Here is a 20,104-nt window from a genome sequence, read left to right as displayed (position 1 = left end):
CTTTCAGTCATTCGCGGCTCCGCAACCTGTTCATCGGTTCCACAACAACGGAGACAATCCGCTCCTGCAAGGTGCCGATCATTATCTTCCGTTAAAAACTGAATGAGTGGACGTGGGTCCGCCCTCCCTTTTACTGGAGATCATTCGTGAAAACGACTGAAGACCCTGATATCATCAAAGCTTTCGATCGACGCATCCGTGCGGAATTGGACGAGATTGTTCGGCTGATCGACGAAAGCAAGGAATATCGGGCGCCAGTTGAACTGGACCAGCAAAGTGTGGGGCGGCTTTCCCGTATGGATGCCATTCAGCAGCAGGCCATGGCTCAGGATCTGACGCGTCGTCGGCAAGATCGAAAAGTGGCCCTCGAACGCGCTTTATCGAAAATTCGGGACGGGGAATTCGGATACTGTGTCGAGTGCGGCGAACCCATTGCGATCAAGCGTCTGGAGATTGATCCTGTCTTTCAAACATGTGTGCGCTGTAGCCGTTAAATTTCAGTGGGAGGAGAAGATGGTTCAAGGTTCTGCAACCACAAGATTTTTTGTAGATGGTAGTCACTACGACCGGCTGCGAAGCGTATTTGAAGGATCTTTCGATCTAGCGAAGCTCGCAGTGATCGCAAATGGTGACCAACCAGTTATAGAAGCATTTTACTATCGGGATTTGCGAAACCGCGAGGAGGCTGATCGCCAGCAGGGCTTGTTAAAATGGCTGTGCCATAATGGTTTTGCCGTGAAAGGGCGGGAGCATTCGGACAATGAACCGCGCGAACGGTACGGTACTAACCTCGTAGAACTGGCAGTCGATGCCCAAGCCAGCATGCAAGAAGGCGAGCACTGCATTATCCTTGCAAGTGATGCTAAACTGATACCGCTTTTCGCTGCATTGCGTGAGAGGGGTTCAAAAGTAACTCTGGTTTCGACATTAAGGGCGCCTGAAGCAATAGCACCCTTACCAGTGTTGATCAAGGAAGCCGACACATTCGTGGATCTGGCAAGAATAATCGATCAATTGTTGCTTGCATCGCAAGAACGCGCCCGATTTTCCCCCAAAGATCGGGCATAGGAACAATATGTCAGAATACTTTAGGGACAACGTGCACTTCTTGCGCATTAACAGCCGCTGGATAACAAGCGGTTTTCTTTTGATGTTGTTTTCCTCTTTCGGGCAGACGTTTTTCATTGGGCTGTCTGGCAACGAGATCCAGCGCATCTTTCATCTTTCAAGTGGCGGTTTTGGCGGCCTTTACATGTTGGCAACCTTGGCCAGCGCACTCACTTTGCCATGGCTGGGTCGAACTCTCGATTTCATGTCCGGTTGGAAAGTCGTCGCATTCAGTATGCCGTGCCTTGCTATTGCATGTATTCTGATCGCGATTGCGCCCAATATAACGCTGTTAACGATTTCAATTTACCTCCTTCGCTTGTTCGGCCAGGGAATGATGACTGAAATTGCTTTCACAGAAACAGGCCGTTGGTTCGTTGCCAATAGAGGACGAGCCATGGCGTTTATCACAACAGGGCAACAGGTGGGCACAGCAGTTTTACCCGCTATAATTGTAGCTATAGCACAATGGCATGGTGACTGGAGGTCTGGCTGGTTTGCTTCGGCCGTCGTCCTTGCTTTGATCGGTTGGCCTTTGGTAACATTTTTGATGCGGAAGGAGAGGGTACCGCAATCGCGTGAAATTGCTGCCGCCAGGGAGAGAACAGCGCGTGACTGGACGCGCGGCGAAGTCTTAAGAGATCCGGTCTTCTATCTGCTTTTGATAGGCACTCTGGCTCCGGCCTTCATCGGGACCGTCATATTTTTCCATCAGGGGTATTTGATTACAATCCGCGACTACGACCCACTCGCCTTTGCTGCGGCTTATGTCGTTATGTCTGTTACAACAGTAATTTTTGGCTTTGTATGCGGTTATCTTATCGATCGCTTCGGTGCATTAAAACTACTACCGTATTTCCTGCTTCCTTTGGCTGTAGCGTCAATTGGAGTGGCAATAATCACCCCTATATGGGGCGTTTACGTGTTTATGCTGCTGCTTGGCATCAGTAACGGATTTACATCTACGCTAAGTGGTGCGCTGTGGCCCGAAGTATACGGACTAGCGAACCTGGGGGGTATTCGTGCAGTTGTAGTTGCCGCAATGGTCTTTGGTACTGCGGCGGGCCCGGGCATCACGGGCATCCTTATGGATTTTGACATATCACTACCCACTCAGATGTTTTTCATGGGGGGGTGGTGTGTCATAGCCTCTTTCTTGCTGAAAATATGCGCGCAAAAGATCGCGTGGCGAGAATGCCATTAACCTGAGCGGTTGCGACAGTAGCAAACCAGTCGCAGTGTATTATTTTAATAATTAGGGTACTCAAATCAAAATGCAACAAAGCGCGAAAGCAGTCGAGCTAAAGCATCACAAATTTTTCGTATGGCCCTATTTCTGGCGGTGGGCGGGCGTCGCAGCGTTTCTCTTGAGCTTCCCAATCAGTCTTATCTCTCCTCTATGGATTAGCTGGGAAAATCAAATACTGGAAAACATGCAGGTCTTCGTATTAGCGGTCGGAGCAGCGTTTTGCATTCGCTTGGTATTGCGATCTTCGAGTATGCATCGCTTGTTCTGGCTGTCAATTCTCCCACTCTGGTGTATTCTGATTGCACGCGAAGTAAGCTGGGGTGCAGTGTTCCTGGAGCCTATTGCGGCCTCAGAACTGGGCCCACAATTTTCTTCTTCACAGCTCTCTTACTATCCCGCAAGAACCCCACTCGTCTTCCTTATAATTATTGCTTCCTGCGTCGGTCTTTACTTTTCAAAGCCGTGGCATAGCCTCTGTATTTTGCTCCAATCGCGAAAGTTGCCGTTCTTCGACTTTCTCGGTTTCTTTGTATCCATGATTGCGTCAGCGGCGGCCGAACACCATTTGGGATTGTCCCTTAACTGGTGGTCAGGACATGCTCAGGTGATAGAAGAAACAATGGAGTTAGCGGCTTACCTCTTTCTGGTCTCGGGACAGATTGTCCTTTGGAGAGGAGCTTGTTCAAACACTCCCGTTGCTCCACAGGCAGGCATTTGATTGTTGCCAAAGCCGGCGAGAATGAGGGAAGAGCTGGACGTTCTATGTCAGCATGCTGCATAACTGTATTCGGAAGCAATATCAGGAGCGAGGCTTATCTGTTTCCAGGCGCCGAATTAGATTACCAAGTTCCATTGGAAACGGGAATATTATCGAGGAACTCTTCTCGCCTGCGATTATATTGAGTGTGCTCAGGTACCGAAGTTGCATCGCTTCTGGCTGTTTGGCGAGTATTTGAGCTGCTTCGAGAAGCTTTTGTGCGGCATGCTGTTCACCCGTAACGGCCCGATTGTTACCGTGGAGAATATGTCTTGACGCGGGCGACGATCTCTTCGTCATCGACAAAGCATTCGAGGAATTCTTGCCATTTTGCGGCTGATTTGCGTGCGTCGGCCAGCAACTGTCTGAGTTCATCGATGCCGTCGTCCGTCAAAGCGGAAGTGGTTTGATCGTCGCCGGTTACGACGGTGATGATATTGCCATAGGTCAGGTTGTCGTCATTGTAGATGATCGCTTGAAGAAGATCGACATCCTCTTCGAGCATTTCGGCAACATAGTCGAGCGTGAAGACAAATCTGACCGTCGCCATCAGGCTGCCTCAGCGTGTTCTGCTGCGAGAGGCTTCCAGTTCCAAGGGAGCAACTCATCGAGCCGATTGATTTTGTGATCATGAATGCGGTCGAGCACATCGGCCAGATAAGCCTGCGGATTGAGACCGCTCATCTTCGCCGTTTCGATGATCGTCATGGCACGTGCCAGAGTTTCTGCGCCAGTATCAGCGCCCGCGAATAACCAATTCCGGCGTCCTACTCCTATCGGCCTCAGGGCTCGCTCCGCAGCATTGTTGTCCATGGCCACACGCCCGTCCTCCAGGAACAGGGATAATGACGGCCATCTGCTCAGCCCATAGCGCAAAGCCTTCGCCAGTTCGCTTTTGCCCGGAATGCGAAGCAACTGCTTTTCCGCCCATGCGCGCAGTTCCTCGACCTTTGGCTTGCTGTGCTTTTGACGCGTGACAAGCCGTACATCGGCGGGCCGACCTGCAATATCCCGCTCGATATCATACAGCGCGCCGATCCGATCGAGAGCCTCGCGCGCAATCTCGGATTTGTTCGCGGTCCAGATGTCATGAAAGTCACGCCGCCAATGTGCCCAGCAGGAAGCTTCGCGGAAGCGGCGCTTCCCGTCCGATCCCGGCTCATATAACTTCGCATAGCCTTTATAGCCATCAGCCTGAAGGATGCCGCTCGCCTCTCGCAGATGATGGTGGACGTGCTCTTCCTTCCAGTCGGGAGCGAAGTAATAAACCGCACCCGGCGGTGCGCCGCCTGCCCATGGACGTTGATCGCGGACATATGTCCAGATCCTGCCCTTCTTCACACCTTTGCCCAGTCCCTTGTCGCGCAGCGACCTATCCAGCACCCGGATCGGCGTATCGTCAGCGTGGAGGACATCGCTCTTCATGATCTCCTTCTCAATACGCTCGATCAGCGGACGGAGCACCTGCATGGCACGACCGCACCAGTCCACCAGTGTGCTGTCTGGTATATCGGCACCCATCCGCGCGAATATCTCGTTGAGGCGATAGAGCGGCAGGTGATCGTCGAACTTCGAGACCAGGATATAGGCCAGAAGCCCGGCACCAGCCATGCTGCCCGATATCGGGCGGCTGGGCGCAGGAACCTGCACCATCTTCTCGCAACAACGGCACGACTTCTTTGGTCGGGCGATCTCGATGACCTTCATCGTCGCTGCGATCATATCGAGGATTTCGCTGACATCCTCTCCGACAAGGCGCAATTCTCCGCCGCAGGCAGGACAACAATGACCGGGATCCAGTTCCCGGCGTTCGCGAACGGCATTTTCCGACACACGCGGGCGTCGACGCAGTGGCCGGGACTGTGAAGTCTCCTCCGGGCCACAAGCCGTATCGTTTTCAAGCTCTTCGACGGGCGCGGTCTCGTGTTCGGCACTGGCAATCAACAGATCCTCCAGCGCCAGTTCCAGTTGCGCAATTTCTCGCTCGATCTTTTCAGAAGACTTGCCGAAGACCTGTTTCTTCAGCCGGGCAATGCGCAGCCTCAAACCTTGGATCAGGTGGTCATGCGCTTTCAACGCCGCCGACATCTTCGCATTCTCCGCCTGCAAGGCGGTGATCATCGCCTTCAGAAAGGCTGGATCATCAGGAAGAATTGAGCTCGCATTCGACATGAGCCTGACTAGCATAAATCAGGACAGAACGCCATAAAAACAAGTAGTTTCAGTAAGATAAAATCAACCGACACGTGCCGGCGGAGCACCCCAGTCCGGACGTCTCCAGTCTGTTCCTTCCCATAGCATCGCCAGCTGTGCTGCTGTCAGTCGAGCTGACCCATCGGCCGCTGAAGGCCAGGGGAAACGGCCTTTCTGCAGAAATTTTATAGTAAAGGCAAAATCCCTGGCCATCAAAGTACAGGAGCTTCACCCGATCACCACGCCGCCCACGAAAGGCGAAGACAGCTCCCCCAGTTGGCTTCTGGCGCAAGACATCCTGTGCCAACATCGAAAGGCCTCAATGCCCTTCCTCATATCTGTCACGCCGCAGGCAAGGTAACCCGAACGCCGGTGCCCGGTCCAATCATGCCTGTTCCACCGCCCGGATCAGCCGTGTCAACACCGCACCTTCCATTTGGCTGTCAAAACAAAGACGCCGATCGCAGCGCAATTGCAATTCGATCATCGAGGCTGCAACATTGACGGAGCTATTCGGCTCAGAGCCAAGCCGCGTGGCGGTCATATCAACGGGAAGAAACAACGCCTCTACCGACGCAGGCAGAAGCCCCTTCCTCTTCAACTCACTACGCCACATATAAATCTGCTGCCGCGATACATCGTGACGTAGCGCAACTTCTGTTACGGTCGCCCCATCAACCCCAACCGAATTGACTATCGCAAGCTTCTCTTCGGTCCGCCACCGACGTCGGCGTTCGTGGCCCAGTATCTCCATCCGCATCGTCTATCTCAATCTCAAGACACGTCATTAACGACGTCGCTAAAGACGTGTCTTACGTCACGAGACCTTGTTTCAACAGGCGGTAGCAATCGGGCCGTTACGTTCACCCTCTGCATTTATAACTTTCGCACGGCGCTCGCGTTCTACGGTATTCCCTCCGGCAATCAACGGGCTTTAAAAGTAGAATTTTCTCGGCAATACGATCGAGGAGATTTTGATGAAGACGAACAGATTCAGCGAACCGCAAATTCTTGCCATCCTGCGCCAGGCCGGAGGTGGCGTTCCTCTTCCGTTCGATCTAAGCGTACGATTTTGAGCTAATCTTGTTCTGCCCCCTAGATGATGAATATTATCAAAGTCTAGGTCACGTCCGACGATCTAGACTGCCAGACTGCGACAAAAACCGTTTCAGATTTACTCCGGCGACTAAAATGTACGGCGGAATGGCAAGTGAATAGTGACCACAGTTTAATTGCAGAACACTCGGATTTACGCCAGCATTATTCAGACTTTCCAACAGAGCAATTGACAATTCTGGTAGTACAACCTTGTCTCTTTTGGCCAAAACAATCTGAATATCCAATGCCGGTCGGGCAAGACTGTAGGCGTAATTTCCGAGATCGAGCGGTGCCCAAGCCCTGTGCAGATGAGACAGGTCTATTGTAGGCTCAAAGCTTTCGCGTATGGCCCGCGTTGCGCGCCCGGTCCAAACCATACCGGCAAGACTACCGGCTGTGAGAAACAGCGAGGCTTTCTTAACGTTGGTGTCATGGGCTGCTACCAATCCTGCGACCCACGAACCGAGGCTCATTCCGAGTACGGAAATTTCTCGATACCCTTCGCTTTTCAGCCAACGAATGAGCTTCTGTCCATCCCACACGGCCTGCCGCAAAGACTGGATCGTTCGACCGAGATTCGCGCTAAGCATATAATCAGCATAGTGGGACCCCGGACGGCTGCGTTCGAAGTGATAGGGCAAAGCAATCTCAACGACCGTGATGCCCCTTTTGGACAAGTAACCCGCTATTTGTCGGTTGCGGGATCGTGCGTTCCAATGATGAAATATCACCAGTGCCTTGTCCCGCGACCCGCTATCGGTGATCTTCGACCAGACCAGGTTATTTTCCTCAACGTCTGTCGAAATGTCAGATGGAAATTTGAGGAAATCCCCTGCCCGCTCATAATCATTATCGTTGCCGAGTGGCACTCTGAAGTACGATGGCGTGGCAGCTGCCTGCACCCCGAGCTTGCAGAATTCCTCGATATTGGAAACATTCGCAGCGCCCGGAAACGCGCGTTCTGCATCTAGACTGACGATCGTTGCCTTTTTAGCGTCTTCTCCGCGTCGTGCCCGTTTCTCATCCCAATTATCAAGCCAACTATGAAACACTTTGATTGCTAACCTCACTCGCACGCCCGCGCCCGAAGGCCGGATCAAATAAGCTGTAAATAGCGATTAAGAGCCCGGCAAACATCAGGACCGTAAAGCCGGAAAACGCGTCGATAGACAAATAGCTTGCGAATAGTAGCGCGACAACTGCGGTCATTTTCCAAAAAACCACTCTATATTGACTTCCAGATCCTGCGCGGAGCACACCATAAAGAAAAACAAAACAAGTCGATATTGCGATGAGCAGGCTGCTGTAGTGTGTCGGCATCCGATAGCTAATGCGACTGTACACATCTGAACGCTCGAATAGGATCGATGAAAGGTCGCTAATCACCCATGCAACGATGCTCGTGCCATTTGACGCCAGATAAGAGCTTTGCAGCTTCATAACGGTAGCGATCAGCATACCTAACAGTGTGCAGCGGAATACCCACTGCATAACCCAAAACCCGGTATCACTTAGATCGTCCACCTCCAAGCGTGTCCTTGATTTTGCCGCGCCGCCGATTTTCCAGAAGTCATTGATGACCGAATAGAGCAGAATAAGACCGGCGAAAAAAAGATAAAACGATAGGCACATATAGAGGTAGGCGAGAGCCGTGAAAAAGATCGCAACAGGTATCGTTACGATTTCAGGACGGACTATAGCGACTGTGCCCCAATCGGTCGCGTAATTACCTCCCCCTTTGATGAGAGGCATCAAACAGACGCCGATCCACTGGAACACACCGGCAAATAGCAAACAGATTAGGAAGACCGCCCAAAACGAACCCGATGAGGCGTCGATAATATCACGCCATGCCCGGTCGCTGTCCTCGGGTGTGCCATCGAAATGCCGACGACGTTCCTCCTGCTTCCACGAATGCACCAGTTCGGAAACGAAGGCCAGGAAGACCGGAAGAAACACCATGAACACGAGGGTCCAGTTCGCCGCCCAAAGGAATCCGACCTGCTTGATCACGCCATCTGATCGGGTGAATGTTACGTTGTGAATGCCAATGATGTACGAAAGGAACCCGAGAGCCGACATTCCAGCAAAAACCGAGGCAGACAGATTCAGTGGAGACCCCTCACCGAAAAGCTTCTCTGACCATCTAGTCAGATTCCATCGCTTACCATCGTTATCGTTTGCAGAGTCCGATGTTGCAAGGCGGGTTTCAACTTGGGCTGGCTCCGACGGTTCGGCTGTTTCAGTCTTCTTCTGCTCACGTCTTTTAGCGACAAGCCGAGAGTGTGCGGCGCTGAGTTCCATACTCCATTCGCTTGTAGCAACCGTATCACCACAACTTAAAACTCTTGCCAGCAACCCGATGTTGGTCGTGCTTATGCCTTTTTCATTCTCCTGAAACCAGAGCTGAACCGTTCGAAGATCGACGCCAATCCGCTTAGGATCCACATGCGTTATGGCCTCCGCCAAAAGCTCTGGCGTCCATGGACCTGCCGTATGACCGTCGGATACTAGCGGGCGACCAGCACCGGCGGCGACAATGAGCTTGAACAATTCTTTGAAGTCGCTCCCATCCTTCGGTGGCGGGAGAAAAAACTTTCCGTTCTTTGTCAATAGCTTAGCGGCTCATATTTCGTTTCGTTTCGCAGTGTTTCTTATCCTATCGTGTGGGATGCCTTAATCAACATTTTTATCACTTGGATTTTGGGATGACTGTTTCGTCAGAAAATTGGTGTATGGAGGCGAGAAACTGGGCATCGGGCAGTAAGAAGCATTGATCTACTAATGATCGTGTATCGTGCTGCTATCAACTAGGCATCAGTTTCGAGGATTGCACTTACGAGCATCACCCATCTTCTGAAAATGAATTTCGGAGGCCATTATGGATGCTATTGTAGATACATTGGATTGGCGGGATGAAACCAATGTCGTTGACCTATGCGACTATAGCCCGACAAAACGACTGCTGGATATGTCATCGCTAGCGGAAGATCCGCGCCGGATCGTAGATTATGAGCCGCAAGATGTGGATGACGCCATCGGAAAACTGGTCTATCTCGCCGCTTCTCTTATCTCCGGGCGGATTACGCTCGCACGGGGCGAAATGGCATCAGTTTTGAAAAGCGTCGATAAGAAATTGTGATTGCTTTGGAAGCCCGCTAGCGGGCTTCTTCTATTTGCGGTCTGTCGCAATCCATTCGCCGGATGATTGATCCTTGGCAAATCCAACCGTTCTCGCGATAGTTTGTGCCGACGGGTTTTTTTGACATTGGTTACGCATTCGACCATGCCGGTCGCACCGTCGACTGGCCAACAATTCGCCAACGAGACAGAGAGGTTTTCGAGTTCTCTTCTGTCCCATAAGAGCGGATTTTTTTCTTCCAGCTTCCTTACGGCAAGCAATGCTTCAGCTTGAGTTGGCACATCGAGCTTGGCGCTCGCCGCTGGCTCATCGGGAACGGGACAAAGTGTAGGGTCGGCCTTGATCGCTGCAACGATATCGGCTTTTGCAATGGCTGTTGCGTTGCTCGAAGCGTTGGAGACTACGAACCAAGTACCGCCCGCGCCAACAGCGATGCCGGCGCTTGCTGCCAGTGCGAGAAGTGCGTTCTGATTCATTAGAGCTCCTTAAAGTTTCAAGTTGAACCAATAGCGCCCCTTCAAACCTTGATAATCGGGAATGTCGAAAAAGTAAGGGTCTTTTCGCATTGGACGAGCAATGGAGACAACCTTTCGACAACTATTTCCGCGATCCGAGTTGCCAATGTCTCGATATTGAACATCCTTGTACTGCTGAAGTTCTTTGTTCTGTTCCCTGATCTTGTTGGTGCAGGTGTTGACTGTCTTTTCGCAGCGGTTGGACAGCATTGCGCCGCGATCACTCATATTGCTGGCTTCCTTGAAACCAGATGGGCAATCCTCGTATGGCTGATATCCGGGTTTGCCAGACTTAGCTTCATGGCAAATTGGCCATGAGAAACGCGGTTTTGCCATGGCCTTGATCAAGTTGGTCATTGGCGGGACGCAATAAGGGACACCATGCCACGAAGGGTTTGATGATGCTGCGCACAAAAGGACCTGGCAGCCCCAAGATGGCGTCCCTCCCGTGTCCTGCGCTATTGCAGCGGATGGCATCACGGCGATAGTGCCAAGGCCAGCGAGTGCAAACAGAAACTGCTTCATTTCAGGTCATCCTCATATTGTAGCAGTTGAAACTAACTCGGTAGGCAACATGTCTTGGGCGTGTAAGGGGGACCGTGTGACGAGATCTCCGGCCGCGTAGCTGCATAGGGCGATAAGTGTGAACGCAGAAAACCAGTAAATACCAACGCGATAGACCAGGAGCTGATTTGGAATATCGCGGCATACAGCTGGATAGGCAAAGACGCCGATCAAGAACGCATCGAACGACATTTGCTGTTGTTCGTGGAAAAACAGCGATACGGTGAGGAAAAGGGCCGCGATTGTGCCGTGGACCCACCAGATTTTCGACGACGGGATAATGAGCAAAAACGATAACAGGATGGCCAGCAACAAGCAGGCCATGGGATCGCGCGCGAAATTGAGCGCAATATGAGCGATCTCCGACAACTATCGGTCTGTCCTTTTTGGTTTTCTGTGCGCATCGGCATACGGGGGAGATATCTCGCTTTTTCGCTCTAGGAGTAGGTTGAAATCTGCGATTGGCTGACGATCCAGCGTTTTATCGACGGTCTTTCGTCGCCACTCGTTCATATCCAGAACATAGGTCGCCCACATGCCATATCGCGCCGACATAGCGGCCCGCTGATAGCCCATATATTGAGGATGGCTGAGGTAGGGCGAATCCACCCTCGCCCAACCCACGCGAAGCATTTCGAGAGCTAGGTCGCGTCCCCGTGATGTGCATCTCGCTCGTGCCATGCCTTCAGCATCATAGCCGGCAACAGCGCAGGAGACGGCGGACGCCCCGATCCCTCTTTTGAGCCATGCTTTTGCAAAGGGGCCACAAGGTACAGGCGGCGGTGCTTTCGTGACGTCCCTGTTCGTCCATTTCGGATCAAGCGCCCATTGAGGCAATTCGCACGCATCAATGTCCGCGAACCGAACTCGTTGGGCATAAGTGGGAAACCAGAGGGTCCGACCATCAATAACCGCGACACGACCCTTGAAGATTGGAAGCGGTACCGGCTGGCTAGGTTGAACCGGTAAGTTGGCAGCGGGCGCGCGTTTAATAGCATCAGCTGCGAATGCTGGTGTCGATGCGAGGGCAAATGATATTGCTACAATCAGATATTTCATTGTTGGGCATTCCTCGTCCGTTCGTTTGCCGATTTGCTCAACAGGATGGCAGGATGCTGAACGTCTTCGAATTGCCAGAGGCCTGCCCGCTTCTCACGAGCTTCCTGTTCGGCCACAGCGTATGCTGGATAATAGGGAAGACCTTCAGCCTTCAGCGCGGCAAAGGCATAGCCGCTCGTAATCAACACCGTCGCTAAATCGAGGCGATTTCCGCCGATTGTGGCGTAGCAAATGACATAAGAAGTATCGGCAGTTTGCGCTACGGGAGCGCACACCGGTTTGGTGTCTTTGATATAAGCGGCGAATACGGCAAGCGACGCCTCACCGCAGTCCTTCTTGTTTCCGGTCGTATCAGTGAAAGCAGTTCCTCGAAGGCATGACTGAACACCATAGAGGCGATAGCGCTGACCTTCAGAGACCCACGTATCGCCAGATTCCAAAGTAACGCCCGGCTGGAGGTCGAAATATCCCTCCGGCGCGGCAAAAGCCGTTGGCGAGAAAAGGAGCATACATAGCGATAATAGGGCTGGCTTCATTGGGCCTTCACCCGCGGATCGGCCCACATTCCATAGGAGCCGTCTTCTCCAATCTTCTGCGCCTTCTCCAAGTCGGGACGCTCTAGCTTCCCGTCTTTCGATTTCGCAATGCGGAGCGCGCCGAGAGAGAGCAGTTGCTCTTCGAGCATATCAACGGTGTCCAGGCTTCCGGGGTAATTGTAATAGCCGTAGCACGTCACATTTTGTTTGGGTGCGCTCTCTTCACTTACAAATGCTCGACAAAAGAGAACCTTCGGCGACTGCAACATGATCTGCAGCTGCTGCTTGGCGTAGTCAGTGCAAGAACCAGCAAAATCATCCTTGCGGTTGACCATTTCGCCTTTGCAGGCTTCTAGCCCGTACAGATTAAGTACGGTCTTATCATCAACCCGAAATTCGGTCGGTGAAGTCGCCTTATAGCCCGAAGCAGATGCAAACCCCTTTCGAGCCGTAACCTTTCCGTCTCCGTCATAATACTCAATGACAAGCACGGTCTTCCCCGGCGATGCCAGCGACTTGATGTAATCCTTGTTGATTGCTGGTGCGGCGATTGCGGCTGTTGCCAACATACAACTGCTCATTGCGATTGCGATGGTTCTCTTCATTTTCTAGCCCTTACCGTCTTGCTTATTCGTTTTCCCTGCTAATAGGGGGTTTATGATTTGTGAAAAAGCATGTATCACTTAGCCAAATCGGTATCATGCTATTGTGAACTTAATCGGTTTTCGCTGCAACCTCAACAGCGCATATGAGGTCTGCGACAGGAGCTAAAGGGCTAGTATGGAGAGGCTTTCAATCAAAGCGCTATTACTAAGCGCCACATTGTCCATCCCGCTCGGGATTGCCGCCAGTTGCGCAGAAGAAAGAGGGGCAATTGCGCCTTTCGCTCAAGATGGCGACGGCCAGTCCGCAACACACAACGCATCCGGATCGCCGTCTGATTTAACCGTATTCGACCGCCGCGGTACAAGCAAAAGCAAAGAATTTGTCGTGGGCTCTGATGGCGTAGTTTCAGCTGGTGAAAAAAGTGGAGGCGGCGTTAAATACGATAACCATATTGGCAATATATCTAGCGCCGTTGCAGCTACTGGTTCGCTGTCGAATATTACCAATTCGGCTATACCGTTTCCGGATAAATCTTCCCTTTTAGGTGATTTTGTTCCCACCAAACAGGCCGCTGTATCCACTCCCGAATGCGGCCCCTCCCCGCTAACACCAGAGGAAGTCAAATCACTCGTCGAACAGGCTGCTCGCCGTCATCAAGTTGATGCTCTGTTTGCTACCGCCATAACTTGGGCAGAAAGCCAATTCGATCGTTCCCGCAATTCAGACAAGGGCGCACGCGGGCCAATGCAGCTCATGCCGGGAACCGCTGAGCGCTTCGGCGTCCGCGACGTCTGCGATCCGGCGTCAAATATTGAAGGCGGAGTTAAGTATCTCCGGGTGCTTTTGGACGAGTTCCAAAACCCCCTGCTTGTTGCCGCTGCTTATAACGCAGGCGAAGGCCGCATCTATGAGTACGGCGGCGTTCCACCATTCAAGGAAACAGTCGGTTACGTCGCAAAGGTGGTCAATTATCAGCTTGGCGTAACTATGCCAGCGCGGAAAAAGAAGCTCGTTGGCGGCAGTCGGAAATCCCCGCCGGTCGTGGCAAGCGAAAATCAATCCGGGGTCATTGCAGTCAAGAAAGCCGGCACCTTCGTTGGTGGCGTGATGCATTTTTAAAGGAGAGAAGGATGATCAGCGAACAGAATAAGGCTTGGCATATCAGCGCTTCAAAGCTGGCAGTCTGCCTTGGTTTGGTGGCTGCCGCGCAAATTGTCGGGGCGGATTTGGCGCTGGCACAGTCAGGCGGCGTTGGTGGTGCCTTCGCGCCCATTCAAACAGTATTTCAAGCCATCGTTGAATTTATCAGCGGCCCAATTGGCCGCCTGTTTGCAATCATAGCAGTTATGGCACTCGGTTTCCTCGCCTTTGCGGGCCGACTTTCGTGGTTTCTTGCTGGCGGTGTGATCCTCGGCATTGGCTTAGTTTTCGGCGCGCCATCCATTGTCGACGAACTGATTAGCACGGTTGGAAGGTAACAATGGCTGAATACGAGGATGTGAAGCCACAGCTAACCCCATTGGTTATCGGTCTTACCCGATCCCCAACAATGTGGGGCGTCCCGTACATGGCAGTCGTCGTTGTTATTGGGATCACAATCATCGCTTGGCTAGTCAGCAAATCCTTCTGGACGCTGCTCCTGGCCCCGATCAGCTATGTGGTGCTCTTCTCCCTCTGCGCATGGGACAACAAGATCCTCGATGTTCTTGAAGTCACCGCGCGCAAAACGCCCCGCACACGCAACAAGTCCTTTTGGGGCACTAATTCGTACGGACCATAGAAAATGTTGAAAGTCGTCAGGGAAGAACTCGGATTTGGCAAGGTCGCTCATAATGAGCGGCCTATAGCAACGCATATCCCGTATCTAAGACATATGTCAGATACGGTGATCGGCTTGGAAAACGGCGCTATCATGTCGGTCATAAAGCTTGATGGCCTCTTTTTCCAAACTGAAGATCAGGCTGAACTCAATATGCGTTCGAATGTGCAGAATACGATTATTCGTGCGCTTGGTTCGAGCCGCTTCTCTGTCTGGTCGACTGTTATTCGCCGACAGGTTGACTCTGAAATTGGCGGCGTATTCGATGATCCGTTCTGCGAACAACTCAATAGTCGTTATATGAGCCAGTTGCGTCATAAGCGCATGTTCGCCAATGAAATATATCTCTCCATCGTGCGAACCAATATGCGTGGCGCTCTCGGCTTGAGTGACGTTATAGGCCGGGTATTGACACGGTCCGGCGGAGCGGAAGTCCGAGAACAACAAACACGTGAAACAGTGACCGAGCTCGAAGAGCTCGTTTCCAATATGACCCGCGAGCTGCAGAAATATGGCGCGCGGGAGCTTGGCATCACCTATCGCGATGGGGAGCCATATTCTGAACCGTGCGAGTTCATCAACACCATTCTAACCTGCGGCGTACCACGTAAAATGCGCCTTCCGCGGATGGGAATTCGAAATTACGTCGGAACGTCACGTCTGCATTTCGGCAAGAGAGCCATGCAAACGCAAGCCGCCGTCGATGAAGATAATCGCTACGGAGCAATCCTCTCCATAAAGGAGTATCCACCCTATACCGGTCCCGGAATGCTGGACGGGCTACTGCAAGTGAATCATGAATTCATCCTGACTCAAAGTTTTACCATTTCCGACAAGCCAATCGCACAGGAGCGTATTACTCGTCTCCAGCGCCAGATTGCTGCTTCGGATGAAGCCGGCAGTGCAGTGGAAAGCGACATCGATTTTGCGCTTAACAGCCTCATGAACCAGGAGGCTGTTTTCGGCATTCATCATTTCTCGTTGCTTTGTCTATCCCGCGATTTGGATGGCTTGAGCAAAGCAGTCTCCGAACTCGGCAGCTGCCTGACAGATATGAATATCAACTGGCTTCGCGAGGACATGAATCTTGAAGCGTCATTTTGGGCGCAGCTACCGGGAAACCACAGCTATCGAGCGCGCAAGGCCATGTTGTCGTCGGGAAATTTTTCTGGCCTGTCCTCAATGCACAATTTCGCGTCAGGTCAATCGGATAATCTTCATTGGGGCTTGCCGATCACGATACTCGAAACCACGTCGCAAACTCCCTACTGGTTTAATTTTCATCGTCGTGATATCGGCCACTTTCTGGTCACAGGACCCACCGGCTCCGGCAAGACTGTCGCCCTGACATTCTTGCTGGCGCAAGCAATGCGTGTCAGTCCTACTCCCAAAGCTGTCTTTTTTGACAAGGATAGAGGCGCTGAGATTTTCGTGCGCGCCATGGGTGGAGCTTACGAAGTCCTATCGCCGGGGACGCCGACTGGATTTAACCCGCTTCAATTGGAAAACACTGGTCCAAATCGTGATTTCCTGCTGCGCCTGCTGAAATCGATGTTGCGATCAAGCGATCAACGCGACTTTAGCCAAGAGGACGCCGATACGCTGGAACGGGCGATTGCTCGTATCATGGAAGAGCCTGCAGCACAGCGCAATTTGCCGAACCTTTCGGGTCTCTTAGTTGGACGATCACGTGCAGACGCGAATGACCTTGCATCAAGATTGCGCCCTTGGATCGACGGTGAAAAGGCGTGGTTGTTCAACGCGCAGCATGATGTGCTGTCGTTTTCGGGTCGCAGTGTATTTGGATTTGATATGACGAATATTCTCGGTAACGAGGACATTCGCACGCCTGCGCTGATGTACCTCTATCATCGTCTCGATGAACTGCTGAACGGCGATCCAGTCATGTTCTTTATGGACGAAGGCTGGCAGCTGCTTATGGACGAAACGTTCAGTCATTTCATTATCGACAAGATGAAGACCATTCGTAAGCTCAACGGTATTGTTGGTTTTGGAACACAATCCGCGGCAGATATCGCCCAGGCAAAGGCGTCTCACACCCTTATCGAACAGTCGGCCACGAATATCCATTTCCCTAACCCGCGCGCGGATGAAGAGAGCTACATCAAGCGCTTTGGCCTGACTGTTAAAGAATTCAACTTCATCAAAAACACCCCGCCCGAAAAGCGAACTTTCCTTGTCAAGCATGGGAATGACTCCGTCATTGCCCGTCTCGACCTCTCCAACATGCCCGATCTCGTCCAAGTGCTGTCGGGTCGTAAAGAAACCGTCGAGGAATGTGCCGCGCTGCGGGAACGATACGGCGACGAGCCTGAAAACTGGTTGGCTAAATTCTGCGGATGGGAGAAGAATGATGCATAGGAAAGCCGCTTTATGCATATTTTTGGCGTCAGCTGCTATGCCGCTTTCTGCGTGGGCAGGTGGCGTTCCGGTCATTGACGATCCTAATTTGTCTGAGCGAACAGTCCGTGACAAAAAAACGTCCGAAATCGAGAAAACTGATAAGGACAGGTTTTCACTCAATAAGAGTGTAACTTGTGCTGTCTATCGACCGGGGCGGAAGGATGATCCAGTCGCAGCCGCCAAGGCCAACCCTGAAATTTCCGGGTTGGTCAAACGGGTAGCGCTCGAAGAAGGCGTGGACGAAAATCTTTTTCTTGGTCTCGTTTATCAGGAAAGCCGCTTTAGTCCATGCGCGAAATCCGGCGTGGGCGCTATCGGTTTGGCACAGTTGATGCCTGATACCGCCAAAGAGTTGGGTGTAAATCCGCATAACATTGAACAGAACCTACGTGGCGGCGCTCGCTATCTAAAACAGCAACTCAAGCGTTTCAACGGTAACGCGAACCTAGCCCTTGCAGCCTACAATGCAGGCGCTGGCAACGTTAACAAATACGGCGGCATTCCACCCTTCAAAGAAACACAGGGTTACGTCCGGAACATCACGCAAAAATGGACACCGGCATTCGGCGGTTCGAAGGACCTGCCCATGAACTATGGCGGCGGTGATACCGCCTATTCCGGTATGCGAGATTCGACCATCAATTCGATGGCAACGACGCAGGCAACACAGGAAAGCGGCGCTAATGTCGCCTCATGGCTTCAGCAGCTCGGCGGCATGCAATCGGGCACTATTCAGGACAGTTGGGATCACAACTCCGGCGCTCGAAACGCAAATCTCGAAATGGTCAACCAGGTGATTGTCCTCGGCAACTCGATGGCCGACTTGATCAACAGCCGCAATGCAGTGTCCACAAGCGGGATTTCCGGAGCTTCCCAATCGGGTTCCTACAAAAAGAAAAACGATAAACCACGGGAAACTACCGGAGTTTGTGATCCCCGTACCGGCTTGGAATGGAATCCAGACGAAAAAGCCTGCGTTCAAAGACGTGAGCGTGAAACCAACATCAAACTGAACCTTGATCCTCAATAAGGGAGAAAAGACATGAAACGACTTATTTCTGCGTCAGCGATTACCGTTGCTTCAGCATCGTTCGCTCCCATTGCGGCTTATGCGGCGGGAGGCGTGCCGGTAATCGATGCAGCCAATTATGAAGTAGCCAAACAAACATCCGCAACGACGGATAAGATCCTCGGAACGAATAAGGAAATCCTCACAACTGTTGAAGAGACATTGAAGGCAGTAACTGGTGATCGTGGAGGCGATGCAAACCAGATGCAAAACCTTGCGGTCGGTAACGGTTTTAGCGTGTCTTCCATGCCTTCATTCGACAACCTTATGTCCGGCGGCGTACCAAACTTCGGCAGCATGGGCGGCGATGTTGCGAAACTAGCCTCGACTTTCATTAACGGGCTTCAGCTCGTGAAAAACCTTTCCGGGCAGGCAAATAGCAGCTTCAGCGGCGACAAGTCTTATGAGCAGATGGTCAATACAGTGCTTGGTGTCGCCGCACTCGTAAATGGTTCGCAACAGGCAGTAACGACGCGCCGAAGCGCTTTTGAACAGGCCGGGCAGAGTATCGGTCAGGCAAAGGACATTAAAGGTTCCATCGACCAAAACACGCAGCTGCAAGTCCAAGCAGGGCTGACCATCAACGAACTGATCGGCGTGATGAACGGTGCCGTGTCGTCATTGCAGGCCGACAATCAGCGCCGCCTCACTGACATTTCCAATTCCAAGAAGGTGTTGACGTACAGTGCAAACTAACATCGCTAACAACTTCCTGAAGTGTTTTATCTTTGCCGCCATTGCAGCCGGCGTTGCCGGCTGCGGAACGGTCAAGGAAAAGACTGCTCCTTGCAAACGTCCCGCAAATCTCACGTCATTTGCCGAAGACATTCGGCAAGACTGTGGACCTATGGCCTTTGTTAATGGCGATCCAGCGACCGCCATTGCTGCGATCAATTCGATAGCGACGGAATAATCGGGGGCCGCTATGCATGATTTCTTGAGCGATCTTTTGGAGAGAATTGATAATTCCGGCGAGAATTTTTCATCGCAGGCTTACAATATTATCGGCTCTGAAATCACGCCGCTGCTCAAGGTGATGTTCATCGCCTATGTTGGATATTACGGTCTCCAAGTAATAATGGGGACTTCGCGGATTAGCGTGGCTGAAATTGTTACACGCGTATTCCGCATGGTCTTCATTCTGGCATTGATCAGCAATTGGGGATACTTCAACGATTTTTTCTATAAGTGGCTGAACAATACCCCTGAAGATGTAGGTCGCGCCATCCTGACCGCCACCGGGACGGGAATTACCGAACCGACAAATGGTCTTTCCATGATCTGGAAAACCGCGAATGAGGCGGCTTCCGCGTTTGCCGAGCAATCGGGCTATTTTTCCGTTTTGCCTTCTATGGTCGGCTTTCTCATTATGGCCTGTGTGGCAATCTTCATCGCCGTTGCTCTCGCAATTCTTGTGCTTGCCAAGGTGATGTTGTGGGTGCTGATCGGAACCGCACCTATCTTCATCGCCTGCATGTTGTTTGAACAATCGCGCAGTCTTGGGCAGGCATGGCTCCAACAAGTTCTTCTATATGCACTGATCCCGCTATTCGTGTTTGTCGTCGCCGCCTTCCTTATCGCCGCAATGGACCCCGAACTGACGAAGGTATCCGCTGCCGCCGCGGAGCGACGCCTTACGCTGAGTGATATTTCAGCGTTCCTCCTGCTTTGTTTCGCAGGCGCTTTCGTCCTGTTGAACATCCAGGTCCTTGCTCAGGGCATTGCAGGAGGGTTGGCCGTTGGAATTGGCGTTGCCGCGACACGGATTGCTCGCATGACCGGTGTCACCGCCCCAATGCAGATTGCGCGAGTTGGCTTCAAGGGGATCCGTGCGAGCTACCGAGGCGGACGTTCACTTTACAATCGTTTTGGCGGCGGCGGGGGCTCGATTTCCCCGACAAGCCAGGGCGCAAAAGAAGCAATGCAAAACCGAATAAGCAGCAACAGCCTGCCTCGCTGATGCTGC

General features: G+C 52.2%; 24 protein-coding genes and 2 pseudogenes. 12 read left to right on the top strand and 14 right to left on the bottom strand.

Features of this window, described 5'->3' with window-relative positions:
- Positions 1-146: 146 nt before the first annotated feature.
- The 4 genes from KWJ32_RS24245 to KWJ32_RS24230 all read left to right on the top strand — a co-directional run bounded on the left by KWJ32_RS24245 (position 147) and on the right by KWJ32_RS24230 (position 3,074).
- Complete coding sequence (locus KWJ32_RS24245) at positions 147-494, top strand: TraR/DksA C4-type zinc finger protein (RefSeq protein WP_125303256.1); 348 nt, start codon at positions 147-149, stop codon at positions 492-494.
- Positions 495-513: 19 nt separating this feature from the next.
- Positions 514-1,068 carry an NYN domain-containing protein gene (locus KWJ32_RS24240; protein WP_125303259.1) on the top strand — a complete coding sequence of 185 codons (555 nt, stop codon included), beginning with the start codon at positions 514-516 and terminating at the stop codon, positions 1,066-1,068.
- Positions 1,069-1,075: 7 nt separating this feature from the next.
- Positions 1,076-2,311, top strand: coding sequence for an MFS transporter (locus KWJ32_RS24235; protein WP_125303262.1), 1,236 nt, complete (start codon positions 1,076-1,078; stop codon positions 2,309-2,311).
- Between the two features lie 70 nt (positions 2,312-2,381).
- The gene (locus KWJ32_RS24230; RefSeq protein ID WP_125303265.1) at positions 2,382-3,074 is read left to right on the top strand and encodes a hypothetical protein; all 693 of its coding nucleotides are present in this window, start codon (positions 2,382-2,384) and stop codon (positions 3,072-3,074) included.
- Positions 3,075-3,155: 81 nt separating this feature from the next.
- Here KWJ32_RS24230 and KWJ32_RS24225 read toward each other — a convergent pair.
- From KWJ32_RS24225 to KWJ32_RS24160, 14 genes and pseudogenes are all read right to left on the bottom strand, one after another.
- A pseudogene (locus KWJ32_RS24225) lies at positions 3,156-3,350 on the bottom strand (slipin family protein); the annotation flags it as partial.
- A 16-nt stretch (positions 3,351-3,366) separates the two neighbouring features.
- Positions 3,367-3,663 carry a hypothetical protein gene (locus tag KWJ32_RS24220; protein WP_125303268.1) on the bottom strand — a complete coding sequence of 99 codons (297 nt, stop codon included), beginning with the start codon at positions 3,661-3,663 and terminating at the stop codon, positions 3,367-3,369.
- Positions 3,663-5,285, bottom strand: coding sequence for an IS66 family transposase (locus KWJ32_RS24215; RefSeq protein WP_125303271.1), 1,623 nt, complete (start codon positions 5,283-5,285; stop codon positions 3,663-3,665). The genes KWJ32_RS24220 and KWJ32_RS24215 overlap by 1 nt, the downstream gene beginning before the upstream one ends.
- A gap of 63 nt (positions 5,286-5,348) precedes the next feature.
- Complete coding sequence (tnpB, locus tag KWJ32_RS24210; protein ID WP_256886413.1) at positions 5,349-5,519, bottom strand: transposase; 171 nt, start codon at positions 5,517-5,519, stop codon at positions 5,349-5,351.
- 44 nt (positions 5,520-5,563) lie between these two features.
- Positions 5,564-5,616 (bottom strand): annotated as a pseudogene (locus KWJ32_RS24205) (hypothetical protein); the annotation flags it as partial.
- A 75-nt stretch (positions 5,617-5,691) separates the two neighbouring features.
- The gene (locus KWJ32_RS24200; RefSeq protein WP_185758046.1) at positions 5,692-6,060 is read right to left on the bottom strand and encodes a transposase; all 369 of its coding nucleotides are present in this window, start codon (positions 6,058-6,060) and stop codon (positions 5,692-5,694) included.
- 370 nt (positions 6,061-6,430) lie between these two features.
- A complete protein-coding gene (locus KWJ32_RS24195) occupies positions 6,431-7,456 on the bottom strand; it encodes a dienelactone hydrolase-related enzyme (protein WP_125303280.1) in 1,026 nt (341 codons plus the stop codon).
- Complete coding sequence (locus KWJ32_RS24190) at positions 7,446-9,017, bottom strand: hypothetical protein (RefSeq protein ID WP_256886411.1); 1,572 nt, start codon at positions 9,015-9,017, stop codon at positions 7,446-7,448. Before KWJ32_RS24190 ends, KWJ32_RS24195 begins: the two co-directional genes overlap by 11 nt.
- A gap of 438 nt (positions 9,018-9,455) precedes the next feature.
- A complete protein-coding gene (locus KWJ32_RS24185) occupies positions 9,456-10,022 on the bottom strand; it encodes a hypothetical protein (protein WP_235824500.1) in 567 nt (188 codons plus the stop codon).
- Positions 10,023-10,031: 9 nt separating this feature from the next.
- Positions 10,032-10,586 carry a hypothetical protein gene (locus KWJ32_RS24180; protein ID WP_125303403.1) on the bottom strand — a complete coding sequence of 185 codons (555 nt, stop codon included), beginning with the start codon at positions 10,584-10,586 and terminating at the stop codon, positions 10,032-10,034.
- Between the two features lie 12 nt (positions 10,587-10,598).
- Positions 10,599-10,994, bottom strand: coding sequence for a hypothetical protein (locus KWJ32_RS24175; RefSeq protein WP_125303405.1), 396 nt, complete (start codon positions 10,992-10,994; stop codon positions 10,599-10,601).
- On the bottom strand, positions 10,995-11,684 hold the full coding sequence (locus KWJ32_RS24170) for a thermonuclease family protein (RefSeq protein ID WP_125303406.1): 690 nt from the start codon (positions 11,682-11,684) through the stop codon (positions 10,995-10,997).
- Complete coding sequence (locus KWJ32_RS24165) at positions 11,681-12,220, bottom strand: thermonuclease family protein (protein ID WP_125303408.1); 540 nt, start codon at positions 12,218-12,220, stop codon at positions 11,681-11,683. The genes KWJ32_RS24170 and KWJ32_RS24165 overlap by 4 nt, the downstream gene beginning before the upstream one ends.
- A complete protein-coding gene (locus tag KWJ32_RS24160; protein WP_256886410.1) occupies positions 12,217-12,825 on the bottom strand; it encodes a hypothetical protein in 609 nt (202 codons plus the stop codon). Before KWJ32_RS24160 ends, KWJ32_RS24165 begins: the two co-directional genes overlap by 4 nt.
- 175 nt (positions 12,826-13,000) lie before the next feature.
- Here KWJ32_RS24160 and KWJ32_RS24155 point away from each other — a divergent pair, with 175 nt between their 5' ends.
- The 8 genes from KWJ32_RS24155 to KWJ32_RS24120 are packed head-to-tail and all read left to right on the top strand — an operon-like array spanning position 13,001 to position 20,098.
- Positions 13,001-13,945 carry a lytic transglycosylase domain-containing protein gene (locus KWJ32_RS24155; RefSeq protein ID WP_256886409.1) on the top strand — a complete coding sequence of 315 codons (945 nt, stop codon included), beginning with the start codon at positions 13,001-13,003 and terminating at the stop codon, positions 13,943-13,945.
- A gap of 11 nt (positions 13,946-13,956) precedes the next feature.
- Entirely contained in the window at positions 13,957-14,304 is a 348-nt protein-coding gene (locus tag KWJ32_RS24150; protein WP_256886408.1) for a TrbC/VirB2 family protein, read from the top strand.
- 2 nt (positions 14,305-14,306) lie between these two features.
- Positions 14,307-14,606 (top strand): VirB3 family type IV secretion system protein, encoded by a 300-nt coding sequence (locus KWJ32_RS24145; protein ID WP_011982849.1) that lies wholly within the window; start codon positions 14,307-14,309, stop codon positions 14,604-14,606.
- Between the two features lie 3 nt (positions 14,607-14,609).
- Complete coding sequence (locus KWJ32_RS24140) at positions 14,610-17,027, top strand: VirB4 family type IV secretion/conjugal transfer ATPase (RefSeq protein ID WP_256886407.1); 2,418 nt, start codon at positions 14,610-14,612, stop codon at positions 17,025-17,027.
- Positions 17,028-17,064: 37 nt separating this feature from the next.
- Positions 17,065-18,099, top strand: coding sequence for a lytic transglycosylase domain-containing protein (locus KWJ32_RS24135; RefSeq protein ID WP_256886412.1), 1,035 nt, complete (start codon positions 17,065-17,067; stop codon positions 18,097-18,099).
- 12 nt (positions 18,100-18,111) lie between these two features.
- Entirely contained in the window at positions 18,112-18,834 is a 723-nt protein-coding gene (locus KWJ32_RS24130; RefSeq protein WP_256886406.1) for a type IV secretion system protein, read from the top strand.
- Between the two features lies 1 nt (position 18,835).
- Positions 18,836-19,051: a hypothetical protein gene (locus tag KWJ32_RS24125; RefSeq protein ID WP_151665579.1), complete on the top strand. Its 216-nt coding sequence runs from the start codon at positions 18,836-18,838 to the stop codon at positions 19,049-19,051.
- A 12-nt stretch (positions 19,052-19,063) separates the two neighbouring features.
- Positions 19,064-20,098 (top strand): type IV secretion system protein, encoded by a 1,035-nt coding sequence (locus KWJ32_RS24120; RefSeq protein WP_256886405.1) that lies wholly within the window; start codon positions 19,064-19,066, stop codon positions 20,096-20,098.
- Positions 20,099-20,104 lie beyond the last annotated feature (6 nt).

Origin of the sequence: Ochrobactrum sp. BTU2 (assembly GCF_024539785.1) — a bacterium.
Classification (GTDB): domain Bacteria; phylum Pseudomonadota; class Alphaproteobacteria; order Rhizobiales; family Rhizobiaceae; genus Brucella; species Brucella anthropi.
This window is presented reverse-complemented; position numbering and strand designations above follow the sequence as displayed.